The sequence below is a fragment of the Xanthomonas sp. CFBP 8151 genome (assembly GCF_011761885.1).
Lineage (GTDB): Bacteria > Pseudomonadota > Gammaproteobacteria > Xanthomonadales > Xanthomonadaceae > Xanthomonas > Xanthomonas arboricola_B.
The window spans coordinates 544,806-557,266 of sequence record NZ_JAASQZ010000002.1; the positions used below are offsets into that span (position 1 = coordinate 544,806).

The window sequence follows — 12,461 nt, forward strand, 5'->3', positions numbered from 1 at the left end:
CGAAGAAAGTGATGACACAGTCCGACACACGGCGACACGAATCCATCTGCACACGCCCGCCATGCGAGGCAGGGCGGGCGTGTGCGATACCGGTAGCGGGCGTCGGCTCAGAAGCGCGCTGTCACACTCAGGTCATACGTCACGCCGGGCTGGTACTCGTACAGGTCCACCCGGTTGCTGCCCAGGCTCTGATATTCCTGGTAGCGGGTCTTGAGCAGGTTGCGTGCGGCAAAGTTCAACGACAGCGTATTGCCCGACCACACCAGGCCCTTCTTGATCACCAGATCCAGCGAGGTGCCGGGCTTGTCGATGTAATCCGGTTGCCCCGGGCGACCACGCGCTGACACCCGCTCGCCGACATAGTTGGCGATCAAGGTGGCCTGGCTGTGGGTGCTCTCACTTTCCACACCGATCTGCAGGTTGGCGATGTCATCGGACTGCCCCTGCAAGGCCGAGCCATCGCGGATGAACAAGGTCGCCTGCACCGGTGCGGTGAAGCCGAACGGCTGCACGGTATCGCCAGCGCCGGCGCTCACCTCCGACTTGGTGCGCGTGTAATTGCCGGACACGAACACCCGGTTGTCGCCCCACCAGTCGGCCGCGATCGGCAGGTCCAGATACTTCTTGGCTTCCAGCTCGATGCCATACAAAGTGGCCTCTGGCGCATTGATGAAGCTCTGCACGATGCCGCCGCCGGGCGCATCGTTGACGATGGCTTCGATCGGCTTGTCGATGCTTTTGTAGAACGCGCCGACGGTGAAATACTCGCCCGGCTCGAAGAACCACTCGTACCGCGCATCCAGGTTGACCAGCTCGCTGTCGACCAGGAACGGGTTGCCGAAGAACTGGCGGTCGATATCCGGGTCCAGGTACTGCTGCGGCGCCATCTCGCGGAACTGCGGGCGCGCGATGGTCTTGGACGCACCAACGCGCAGCTGCTGGTTCTCGGCAAAATTCCAGGTCACCGTGGCCGACGGCAACGCGTAGCTGTTCTCCAGCGGGGCCACGCTGTCCTGGCGCACGCCGGTGAAGATGTCGTACGGATGCACCGCCTGCGTGGCGTCCTCGTAACGCATACCGACGGTGGCGCGCAGGGTCGGCACGATCTCGCCCTCGGCCTGCAGATAGGCCGCCTTGACCTTCAGGGTCGCGTCGTACGCGGCCGCACCGAAGCTGCCGGTGGTCTCGCGCAGGCGCAGCAGATCGTTGCTGAGGTTGTAATCGGAGATCAGATAATCCACACGCTGGAACTGGTTGTAGAACGGCAGCGGGCCATCCAGCGCCAGGAAGCGGAACTCCCGGCTCCACGCGCTGCGGTCGTTGTCCAGATAGGCCAGACCGCCCTTGACGGTGAGGTCGTGCTCGATCGGCAAACGCCAGGTCACATCCACCCCGCCGCTGGCGACGGTGTCGTCGACCTTGCTGAAGCGGGTGTAGTTCTGCACGCGCGAGGCATCGTGCGCCCAGTAGCCATCCAGCAACTCGTAGCGAATGCCGGTTTCGTACGGCACATCGCGGCTGGCATTGGCCACCGCTGCGCGCCATTCGATCTTGAGATCATCGTATTCGCCGAATGCATGCGTGCCGCGCAGCTGGTTGTTGATCAGCTGGCGCTCGTACCACTCGGTGTTGTCGTCGCGTACGTCGAAACCGGCCAGCTCATCGCGGCCGGCGCGGCTGCGCGCCACCTTCAGGGCGTCGTGTACATACAAGGTGGTCCAGCCGATGGTGTGGCTGCCGTATTCCCAGCCCAGGCCCAGCATGCCGTTGGTGCGCACATTGTTGCGCGTGGTGGCGAAGTCGTAGTTGGAATTGAACTCGACCGCATCGCCGACAAAGATGCCGTCCTGCTGCTTGCCGGTGCGCGTGCGCCACTCGTTGTCATAGCTGGCCACCGCGATGATGCCCAGCTTGGCCTCGCCCACATCCATGCTGTAACCGGCACTGCCACCGACATTGACGTCCGGGGCGATGCTGTCCTTTTCCTGCAGCACATACAGGTTGGCGTCGTTCAAGCTGCGCCCGATACGGCGGATGTCCTCACGCGAGAAACTGCCCAGATCCACGCGCCGGCCACTCTGGATCGCATCGCGCAATGCGGCAGGCTGCTTGCGCGTGCCGTCGTCGTAGCCCCACTCGTCATCGCCGGAGCCGTAATAGGTCAGGCCTTTTTCGCCGGTGCTGACGCTGTTGACGCCGCCGCCCACGGTCAGCGACAGGAACGGTTTTTCCGGCACCGCCATCGATTGCAGATCGATCACGCCACCGCCGAATTCGCCCGGATAATCGGCCGAATAGGTCTTCTGCACGGTCACGCTGGCCAGCACATCGCTGGGAAACAGATCCAGCGGCACCACGCGCTGCATCGGCTCGGGGCTGGGCAGCGGCGAGCCGTTGAACAACGCCGACGAGTAGCGCTCGCCCAGGCCGCGCACATACACGTACTTGCCGCGCGACAGGCTCAGTCCGGTGACACGCGTCAGCGCAACGGCGGCGCTGCTGTCGCCGGTACGCTCCATGTCCTCACGGGTGACAAACGATGCCACCTCCGAGGTCTGCAGCATCGGTTGGGGAATGTACTCGCCACGCACCACGACCTGGTCGAGTTGCTTGGGCGCGCTGGTGGCGGTGCCGCCGCTGCTGGTGCCGGCATCGGTGGCGGCCGACTGCGCCAGCGCAGCACCGGAAAACAGCAAGGTGGAAATGGAAAGAGACAGGCCCGTCCGCGAGAGACGGGCGACAGCGGAGGTTCGCATCGTGGGAGCCCTGGCAACTGAAAGATGACGCTGGACGCATCGCAAGACAGCGCGTGGGCTGCCTTGCGATGCTGTACCTCAGCAGGGACGATCGGCGGTCAGGCCGCAGGTCCAGCCCTGCCACCAGGTATCGTTGGCATCGCGCACGCCACCGATGTAGTTCACCTGCTGGAAGAAGCTGCTCACCCCGTTCAAGCCCTGGAAGGCCGGCACGGCGCTTTCGTTGGCGCCATTGACGAAAGTGTTCTGCAACGTGGACACGCCGTTGGCGACGTTGTTGGTGCCAGCCGCAAACTGGGTGGCCGCACGCGCATCGCTGCCAAAGGCCGTCGGGCAGGCGAAGAACACCGAGTTGAAGGTACCGAGCGTGTCGGCATCGGCCAGGTTGAAGCACACCAGGCCATCACCGCTGCCACCGGCCGGACGCGTGACGACCGAGTTGTAGAACGCGGCCTGCGTGCCCTGGTTGAGCATGATCGCCGCACCGGCGCGCGCATTGCCGACGTAGGTGAAGTTGGCCACCTTCGGACGCGAATACGGCTGACGGCGCAGGCTGCTCCACTCGTTCATGCGGTCGCCGCCACCGGCGCGCTGCACCACGATGCCGAACTGCAGGGCGCCGTTCCAGCCGGCATCGGTGTCCAGCGAATCGTCGTCGGCGCCGGTGATCACGATGTGGCTGCCGTTGACGGTGCCACCGAACCATTCGATGCCGTCGTCGGAGCTGTTGTGGATCTGCACATGATCCAGACGCGTGCCGCTGCCCGCGCCGGCCAGGGTAATGCCCTGCAACTCGTTGTTGGGCGAAATTTCGAAGCCCGAATACATCACCCGCAGGTAGCGCATGGAGCCGCTGTTGTCGGTGGCGCTGTTGCCGCCGTAGAACGCGTTGGTACCTTCCACCTGCGCCTGGCATTCCGGCGTGCCGGAGACCGTGCTGCCCGGGCAGTTGTTGATGGCCGCACGGCCCAGCACCACGATGCCGCCCCACAAACCGATGGTATTGGCGCTTACCTGACCCTCAAGCGCCTGGCGCGCGGTGAACACGATCGGGGCGGTGGCGCTGCCTTCGGCAAAGATCTGCGAACCGCGGTTGACCACGATGTAGTCGCTACCCGCCGAACCGAACAGGGTCACGCCCGGCTCGATGGTCAGGATGCCCTGCGTGCTGCCGGCGGCCGGTGCAATGGCGTTGCCGCCGCGGTCGGTGCCCACGTTGACGCGTCCGCTGATCGAATACGCCGTGCCCGCACGTGCCGGCACCACCAGGTTGCCGTTGATGGTGTCCGGCAGCTGGCAGGCGCGCAGCGTGTTGTTGGCGATGGTGCCGACGTTGGAGAAACCGGTCGGGCAATCGGCGGCCGGGCCGGTCGGTGTCGGAGCGGGCGTGGGTGCAGGCGTGGGCGCCGGGGTCGGTGCGGGGGCCGGCGTCGGTGCCGGCGGAAATGCGCCCTCGCCGGGCGAAGCGACACGATCGGCACCACCACCGCAGGCCGACAACGCCAGCGCGGTACCAAACGTCATGAGAAGTGTCTTGCTGCTATTGCGAACGGACATGCGGCTGATCTCCAGGTCAAGGAAGGTCCGGTATGAAGAGGAGTCGTCAAGAATTGGTTGCGTTCCGCTCACTGCAGTGGCGAGCACGTTCAAGATCCCCGTCACTTTTATAGGGGCTGTCTGTGTCATTTGTCTTACCACGACACAATTGACACATGCCTGCCACACACTGACATGCACTGTAGAAGGATGCCCTCGACCCCCATCCCCACTGCCCTGGGCAACTGGATCATTGCGCAGGCAGTGGCCGGCCAGCCGCCGGAGCAAGCGCTACAGCCGCTCCTGGATCAAGGCTGGAACGAACAGGACGCCATCGACGCAGTCGAGGCATTGGTGCGCGACCACATCCAGCAGCACGCGCAGGCACATGGCCTGCCGATGCCGGTGCGTGTGCCCGCAGTGCTGCAGCACAACGATGCCTCGTTGCTGGACCTGGGCGATCGCCAGGTGCGCGTGCTGGTCAGCCTGTTGCTGCCGCGCGTGGTGGTGCTGGGCGATTTTTTGTCCGATGCCGAGTGCGAGGCATTGATCGCACTGGCGCAGCCACGCCTGGCGCGTTCGCGCACGGTGGACAACGACAACGGCGCGCAGATCGTGCATGCCGCACGCACCAGCCACAGCATGTGCCTGCAGCTGGGGCAGGATGCGCTATGCCAACGCATCGAGGCGCGCATCGCCCGCCTGCTCGACTGGCCCGTGGACCACGGCGAAGGACTGCAGGTCTTGCGCTATGCCACCGGCGCCGAATATCAACCGCACTACGACTACTTCGACCCCGTTGCCGCCGGGACGCAGGTGCTGCTGCAGGCCGGCGGTCAGCGCGTCGCATCGTTGGTGATGTATCTCAACACCCCGGAACGCGGCGGCGCCACGCGCTTTCCCGATGCGCACCTGGACGTCGCTGCCGTGAAAGGCAATGCGGTGTTCTTCAGCTACGACCGCCCGCATCCGATGACACGCAGCCTGCATGCCGGCGCCCCGGTCCTGGCCGGCGAAAAGTGGGTCGCAACCAAGTGGCTACGCGAACGCGCGGTCCGCATGCCCGGCTGAGAGCGCAGATTGGAAGCTACGCAATCGCCAGGTGGACGACCATCGCGCACTGCTCTCGACATTGCACACCGACCATCCCGACCGGTCCTTGCCTGCCCACCGTCGCGGGACCTTACGCGGCATGGATGCCGCGTAAGCGCCTACACGGACGTACTTGCGGCGTGTCCTGCGATGGTGGGCGGGCAAGGGCCTTGCAGCAAAGTCACAGACCAGCTGTTCTACAACAGATCTACCCGCGCGGCCCAAACATGCGCTGATCGATCCGCAACATCACCAACCGCAGCGGCGTCCATGCCAGGCACAAGCCGGCGAGAATACCCAACGTATCGGCAAGCGCATCGTACGGATCCGCGCTGCGATTGGTGGTCAGTGCCCCTTGCGCGATCTCGATGCCGATCCCCAACAGCACCAATCCGAACGCCGCAAGCAACAGCGCGCGACGGGTGGCGAACAGCTGCACCGCCCCCCAGCACAACAACGCGAACGTCAAGAAATGCTCGGCCTTGTCGCTGTTGGAAGGAAGTTCCGGAAACTCTGGTGGCGGCCCCATGCATACCGCAATCACCATCAGGATTGCGGCGATCCACAGGCCTACCCACAACCGTGGCCGCCGGAATGGACGCAGCGCCGCGCTCACAGCCGCCATGTGAGATCGCCCGCCAGAAATGCCGGCGCAAAATCGACATCGCGCGCAAAACCCATCACCTGGAAGCGCTCGCCCATTTCGCTGGGCAAGGTCAGCCGCTTGATCTGCTCACGCAGCCGCATGCGCCCCACTTCGTCGGTGCGCGTGTCGGCCTGCGCCAGCAACGCATCCAGGCCGTTGCCGAGCAGAAAGCTCGCTTGCGTGCAGTAACCGGCCAGTTCGAAACCGGCCCCGGTGCCGGCCTCGGCCAACGCCGTGAAGTCCACCGACGCCGTCAGATCCTGCAGGCCCGGCCAGCGATACAAGTCCTCATGCATGCGATGGCGATAGAACGCGCGCAGGGTGCCGTCTTCGCGCTGCGCGCGATAGAACTCGCCACGCGGGTAACCGTAGTCGACGAACAGCATCGCGCCGCGCTTCAGACCGCCAGCCACCGCCTGGACCCAGTAAGGCAACTGCGGCAGCAACTCGGAGCGATAACCATCGGCGAAGGGCTGCTCCAGATAGCGCTCCAGATGCCGCACCGCCGCGCCCAGCAAGGCATCGGCCGGCTGCTCGCCGCGCGCGAATTGCTGCTGCGCGTCCAGCACCACGGTTTCCTCATACACCTCGCCATCGCGCAGCGTGAAGCGCGGCGTAGGCAATGCATCGATCACTTCATTGGCGAACAGCACCCCATCCCAATCGTCCGGGAATGGACCGTCCAGCCACTCCACCAGATCGAAGACCGGCGGGATCAGGCTGCGTCCCAGCCGCTCGCGCTGACGCTCGCGCAGGTCGGCGCTGGGTTCCAGGATCGCGTAACGCTCCGGTAGCGCATCCAGCTCGAGCAGGCGCTTGAGCGTGACTTCGGCGAATGCACCGCTGCCGCCGCCCACTTCCAGCACGCGCGCCTGTGGCCCGAGCTGCTGCAGCACCGGCGCCAGCGCACCGGACACGGTGGCCGCGAACAATGGCCCCAGCTCCGGTGCGGTGACGAAATCGCCAGCCTCGCCGAACTTGCTGGAGCCGGCGCTGTAATAGCCCAGGCCCGGCGCATACAACGCCAGTTCCATGAAACGCGAAAACGGAATCGCACCACCGGCGGCGGCGATCTCGGCGCGCAGATGCGCAGCCAACCGATCGCTATGCGCCAGGGCGTCCGGATCGGGAGTAGGAAGGTCGGCGTGCATGCGGGCACCGGTTGCGAGGACAATGCACAGGATAGCCGAGCCCTCTGCAACGCCGAGCGAGTACGCCATGACAGACAGTTCCAAGGTGGTGTTGATCACCGGTGCAGGCCGCCGTATCGGCGCCCAGATAGCCACCACACTGCATGCGACCGGCCACCGCGTCGCCTTGCACGGGCACCACTCCGGCGAGGCGCTCAGCGCGCGCGTAGCGCAGCTGTGCGCCCAGCGCGCCGGCAGTGCGCAGGCCCTGCACGCCGACCTGCGCCTGCCGGAGGCGCCGGCGCAGCTGGTCGCCGACTGCATCGCCGCGTTCGGCCGCCTGGATGGCGTGGTCAACAATGCTTCCGCGTTCTGTCCCACCCCGCTCGGCGCAGCGACAGCCGCGCAATGGGACGAATTGTTCGCAGTCAATGCACGTGCGCCGTTCTTCATCGCCCAGGCTGCCGCCGCGCAGCTGCGCCAGCACCACGGCGCCATCGTCAACCTCACCGACCTGCACGCGCAGAAGCCGATGCGCAACCACCCGCTGTACGGCGCGTCCAAGAGCGCGCTGGAAATGCTCACCCGCTCGCTCGCGCTGGAGCTGGCACCGGAGGTCCGCGTCAACGCGGTCGCGCCCGGTGCGATTCTGTGGCCGGACGAAGGCAAATCCGCAGATGCCAAACAGGCGCTGCTCGCACGCACGCCGTTGGCACGCATCGGTACGCCCGAGGAAATCGCCGAGGCGGTGCGCTGGCTGCTGGACGACGCCAGCTTCGTCACCGGCCACACCCTGCATGTGGACGGCGGCCGCCAGCTCAGTTGAGCTACAACGACGCTACCGCGCCACATCCAGCGCCGGGGCCGCGTCCAACGCAACCGTCGCAAACGCAATGCCGTACTGGGGATGCGCCTGCCACAGCGCGGCCAGGGTCTGTCCGCTCAGCGGATCGACAAAGTCGGGCGCGATATCGGCCAGCGGCTTCAACACGAAGGCATGTTTGAGCTCGGGCCGCGGAATGCGTAGATGCCCGGGGCCTTCGATGATGCAATCGCCGAAGAACACCACATCCACATCCAGGGTGCGGTCGCTGAAACGCGGGCCGCTGCGATCGCGGCCGTGCGTATCTTCCAGCGCATGCAGCCAGTGGTCGAGCGCAGGCAGGTCCATGTCCGTGTCCAGCGCCACGGCGTTGTTGACGAAGTCCGGCCCGTCGAAGCCCACCGCCAGCGTACGATACGCCGGCGAGATGGCAAGTTGGCCGAAGCGCGCGCGCAAGGCATCGACGGCCAGGCGCAGGTAGTGGGTCGGCTGGAGGTTGCTGCCAAGGCTGAGAAGCACGGTGGTCATGCGTTATTCGCGCATGCGGCCAGCGTGGGCGTCAACTGTTGCAATCGTCGCGCACCTTGGCCTGCCCGCCCGTAGTACGCCAGACCCTGGCCTCAGGCCACTTCCAACGCATGCGCCACGGCGCGGAACACCCGGCGCATTTCCAGCGGTTTGCGCAACACATGCACCGGCAGTTCCGGCGGGAAATGCGAACGTTGCAGCGGCGCGCCGACGTCTTCGAGCACGATCGCCGGGCCGTGATAGCCCAGTTCCTGCATGCTCAACAGCACGCTCACCGCCGAGAGCTGGATGATGTCGCTGTCGATGATCACCAAGTCCGGCATCGCGTGCTGCTGCACCAGCTGCAGCGCCGCCGCACCGTCGGTTGCCAGCTGCGGTTGATAGCCCTGGCTGGACAAGGCGTTGCCCAGCAGCGACAGGCGCGTGGCCTCGCCATCCACCAACAGGATGCGCTGCCCATGCCCCAACGCCAGCGGCGGCTCGGTATCGGCAACCGTCCCCGCGGCCGCACGCATCGGCACGATCATGTCGAAACGCGTGCCCTCGCCCAGGCGGCTGTCGACCACGATGCTGCCGCCGTAGCTTTCGACGATGCGCTTGCAGGAAATCAGTCCCAGGCCGGTACCGTCGGCCTTGGTGGTGAAGAAGGGGCTGAACAGGCGTGCGCGGGTGTCCTCGCTCATGCCCACGCCGGTGTCGGCCACGCTCATGCGCACGCGCGCGCCATCATGGCGGTCGGCAGACAGGGTCAACGTCCCGCCGCCCGGCATCGCCTGGATCGCGTTCAGGCCCAGGTTGAGCAGGCACTGCTGCAACTCGGTGTAGTTGGCCTCGATGGTCAGATCCAGCGGGATCGTGTCCATCTGCAGGCGCACGCCGTCGGGCAGGCTGCTCTTGAGCAGCATCTGCACGGCCTGGAACAGGCTCGCGATCGACACCTGCTCGCGCGGCTTGTTGGAGCCACGCACGAACGACAGCATCGACTCGGCCATCTCATGCCCGCGCCGGCCGCACTCGGCCACCACGTTGGCCAGCTGACGCAGCTGCGGATCGTCGGTGCGTCCGGCCAGCAGGTCGGGCACGATCAGCAACGGCTGCAGGATGTTGCGCAGGTCGTGGCTCAACCCGGCCGCCAGCATCGCCAGGCTTTCCAGCCGCTGCGCACGCATCAGCTCGCTCTCCACGCGCTGACGTTCAAGGTCCGCACGCGCCTCGCGGATCGCGCGGATCACTGCGCTGGGCAGCCGTGTCGGGTTGTGCTTGATGATGTAGTCGTTGGCGCCATCCTGCAGCGCCTTGACCGCGGTTTCCTCGCCCATCGTGCCGGAGACGAAAATGAAGGGCGTGGCGCCGTTCTGGCGCACCAGGCGTAGCGCCTGATGGCCCGAAAACCCGGGCATGCTCAGATCCGACAGCACGATGTCCGGCTGGAATGCATCCAGTGCGGCACGCAGCGATGGTTCGCTGTCCACACGCTCGAACGCCGCATCCAGCCCGGCATCGAGCAGCTGGTCGGACAACAGCTCAGCGTCTTCCGGTGAATCTTCCACCAGAAGGATCTTCAGCTGCTCCAGTTTGCCCCCCTCATGCAGCATGGGTCAGTCCAGCTCCGGTGCCTGATTGATGACCGCCCAGAAGGTGCCGAGCGTCTTGACTGCGTTGAAGAACTGATCCACGTCCACCGGCTTGACCACATAGGCATTCACGCCCAGGTCCCAGCTGCGGGCCAGGTCGCTCTCTTCGCGCGAGGACGACAGGATCACCACCGGCAGGCGCTTGAGCGACTCCTCGCTGCGGATCTGCTTGAGCACTTCCAGCCCGTCCAGGCGCGGCATCTTGATGTCCAGCAGCAACACCGCCGGCAGGCCTTCCTCGCGATCGGCGAAGATGCCCCGACGCAACAGATAGTCCATGGTTTCGACGCCGTCCTCGACATGCACGATCGGATTGGCCAGGCGGGCTTCGCGCAGGGCATCGACGGCCATTTCCGCATCGGCCGGGCTGTCTTCTGCCAGAAGAATGGTACGGATGGCGGTCATACAGTGAACTCTTGGTTGGGCGCTTCGAGCGCAGGTGGAAGCACAAAATAGAACGTGGCGCCTTCGTCGACCGCGCCTTCGGCCCAGACCCGGCCGCCGTGGCGCGTCAGCACGCGCCGCACGCTGGCCAGGCCGATACCGGTACCGGGATATTCGCTGGCCTTGTGCAGACGCTGGAACACGCCGAACAACTTGTCGCTGTATTCCATGTCGAAGCCGGCGCCGTTGTCGCGCGCGCTGAACTGGTGGCCGCCGTCGGCCATCGGCGTGTAGGTGACCTCGATCCTGGCCACCTCGCGCTTGGTGCTGTATTTCACGGCATTGCCGAGCAGGTTCATCCACAGCTGGCGCATCATGTTCTCGTCGGCCACCAGCACCGGCAACGGCGCGATATGCCAGTCCACCCGGTGGCCGGTGTTCTCGCTCTGCACGTTGGAGTCCAGGATCGCGCGGGTTTCCGATACCAGCGACTGCATGTCCACCGCCTGCAGCCGCAGCGCGCTGCGCCCCAGGCGCGAGTACACCAGCAGATCGTCGATCAGCGACGCCATGCGACGCGCCGAGCTGCTGATCACTTCCATGTAGTGACGCGATTTTTCGTCCGCCGCATCGCCCAGATGGCGCGCCAGCTTGTCGGAGAATCCGGCCACATGGCGCAGCGGCGCGCGCAGATCGTGCGAGACCGAGTAGCTGAAGGCCTCCAGCTCGCGATTGACCTCCGACACCTGCTCCACCTTGCCTTCCATCTGCCGGTTGAGCTCCTGGATGCGCAGCTGCGAGGCCTTCTGCAGGCTGATGTCGCTGACCGTCATCAGCACCACGTCTTCGTCGCTGGTGTCCGGCAGCGGCATGCGCCGCGCGTTGATCAGCATGGTGCGCTGCACGCCATCGGCGGCGCGCTGCTCGTGTTCGTAGTCCCACAACTCGCGGCCGCGCAGCAGCACATCGGCCAGCCGCTGATGGATCTGCGCATCGCGCCAGACGCCCTCGCCCACGTCTTCCAGCGGCATCGATTCGTTGCCGCGCTCGTCCAGCCCGTACAACTCGGCAAACGCCGGGTTGTGCAGCAGGATGCGCTGGCTGGAATCCAGCAGCACGATCGGCTCGCGTACGGTCTGCAATACCGACGACGCGCGGCCGTTGGCGCGCAGGTACTCCTGCTCGGCCGCCAGGCGGCGACGGATCTGCCGCTGCAGCAACCAGGTCACGGTGCCCAGCAGCAGCAACTGCACCACCAACGTGCCCCAGCTCAGCACGGCGTAATGGGCGCGCTCGGTGTCGGCGCGCGTGTTGCGCAGCTCCAGCAGCTTGCCCTCGGCCTCCTGCAACTCGTCGATCAGCACACGGATCGGGTTGTTCAAGGTCATGTCGTCGATCAGCACGCGGATCTGCTCGCGGGCAGTGGTCACCGCAATCCGCTCGGCCAACAACAGACGCCGCTCGATCGTGCTCTGGATGCGCCCCATCCGCACCTGCTGTGCGGGGTTGTCCTTGGTCAGCACGATCAGCCGCTGCACCGCAGCCAGCGACTCGCGCCGCCCGCGCCGCATCCGCTCCAGCAAGGCCGGACGCTGCACGCCGTGCGAGCGCATCAGGGCTGCCGATTCGGTGTCGCGCATTGCCGCTTCCAGGTGCTGGGCAGTCTCCTGCACTTCCTGGCTATGCGACACCCACGCCGCAGCCTGGTTGGCGTTGTGCGCCATCTGCTGCAACAGCAACGACGGCACCACCACAATCAGAAACACGGCAACTGCCAGTGACGGCAGGCGCCAGCGATCCCATCTGTCTTCTTGGACCGTCGTCTGCATTGCTAGGTCTGTATCCGCTCGCTGCCAAGGCCCCGAAGGCAAGTCGGCATTGTCTCCGATCAGGCCCAGGATGAGATTAACGATTCAGCCTGATCACTCCCGC

At 65.6% G+C, this 12,461-nt stretch carries 10 protein-coding genes; 2 read left to right on the plus strand and 8 right to left on the minus strand.

Annotation, left to right across the window (positions count from 1 at the left end; translation table 11 throughout):
* Positions 1-107: 107 nt before the first annotated feature.
* Both FHT08_RS10295 and FHT08_RS10300 read right to left on the minus strand, forming a co-directional pair.
* Positions 108-2,756 carry a TonB-dependent receptor gene (locus FHT08_RS10295; RefSeq protein ID WP_166775027.1) on the minus strand — a complete coding sequence of 883 codons (2,649 nt, stop codon included), beginning with the start codon at positions 2,754-2,756 and terminating at the stop codon, positions 108-110.
* Between the two features lie 78 nt (positions 2,757-2,834).
* Positions 2,835-4,313, minus strand: a complete 1,479-nt coding sequence (locus FHT08_RS10300) for a hypothetical protein (RefSeq protein ID WP_047128095.1) — start codon at positions 4,311-4,313, stop codon at positions 2,835-2,837.
* A 189-nt stretch (positions 4,314-4,502) separates the two neighbouring features.
* Here FHT08_RS10300 and FHT08_RS10305 point away from each other — a divergent pair, with 189 nt between their 5' ends.
* Positions 4,503-5,363 carry a 2OG-Fe(II) oxygenase gene (locus FHT08_RS10305; RefSeq protein ID WP_166775028.1) on the plus strand — a complete coding sequence of 287 codons (861 nt, stop codon included), beginning with the start codon at positions 4,503-4,505 and terminating at the stop codon, positions 5,361-5,363.
* Positions 5,364-5,592: 229 nt separating this feature from the next.
* Here the strand turns inward: FHT08_RS10305 and FHT08_RS10310 are convergent, their stop codons facing one another.
* Entirely contained in the window at positions 5,593-6,009 is a 417-nt protein-coding gene (locus tag FHT08_RS10310) for a VanZ family protein (protein WP_104538568.1), read from the minus strand.
* Positions 5,997-7,250 carry an SAM-dependent methyltransferase gene (locus tag FHT08_RS10315; protein WP_208408960.1) on the minus strand — a complete coding sequence of 418 codons (1,254 nt, stop codon included), beginning with the start codon at positions 7,248-7,250 and terminating at the stop codon, positions 5,997-5,999. The genes FHT08_RS10310 and FHT08_RS10315 overlap by 13 nt, the downstream gene beginning before the upstream one ends.
* On the opposite strand from FHT08_RS10315, the gene FHT08_RS10320 reads away from it, so the two are divergent.
* Positions 7,249-7,986 carry a pteridine reductase gene (locus FHT08_RS10320; RefSeq protein ID WP_166775029.1) on the plus strand — a complete coding sequence of 246 codons (738 nt, stop codon included), beginning with the start codon at positions 7,249-7,251 and terminating at the stop codon, positions 7,984-7,986. The genes FHT08_RS10315 and FHT08_RS10320 overlap by 2 nt on opposite strands.
* 12 nt (positions 7,987-7,998) lie before the next feature.
* On the opposite strand, the gene folK is transcribed toward FHT08_RS10320, so the two are convergent.
* The 4 genes from folK to FHT08_RS10340 form a co-directional block, all read right to left on the minus strand.
* The gene (gene folK / locus FHT08_RS10325) at positions 7,999-8,511 is read right to left on the minus strand and encodes a 2-amino-4-hydroxy-6-hydroxymethyldihydropteridine diphosphokinase (protein WP_166775030.1); all 513 of its coding nucleotides are present in this window, start codon (positions 8,509-8,511) and stop codon (positions 7,999-8,001) included.
* Positions 8,512-8,603: 92 nt separating this feature from the next.
* Positions 8,604-10,106 carry a hybrid sensor histidine kinase/response regulator gene (locus FHT08_RS10330; protein WP_166775031.1) on the minus strand — a complete coding sequence of 501 codons (1,503 nt, stop codon included), beginning with the start codon at positions 10,104-10,106 and terminating at the stop codon, positions 8,604-8,606.
* Between the two features lie 3 nt (positions 10,107-10,109).
* Positions 10,110-10,550: a response regulator gene (locus FHT08_RS10335; RefSeq protein ID WP_016900854.1), complete on the minus strand. Its 441-nt coding sequence runs from the start codon at positions 10,548-10,550 to the stop codon at positions 10,110-10,112.
* Complete coding sequence (locus tag FHT08_RS10340; RefSeq protein ID WP_166775032.1) at positions 10,547-12,358, minus strand: ATP-binding protein; 1,812 nt, start codon at positions 12,356-12,358, stop codon at positions 10,547-10,549. Before FHT08_RS10340 ends, FHT08_RS10335 begins: the two co-directional genes overlap by 4 nt.
* Positions 12,359-12,461: the final 103 nt, after the last annotated feature.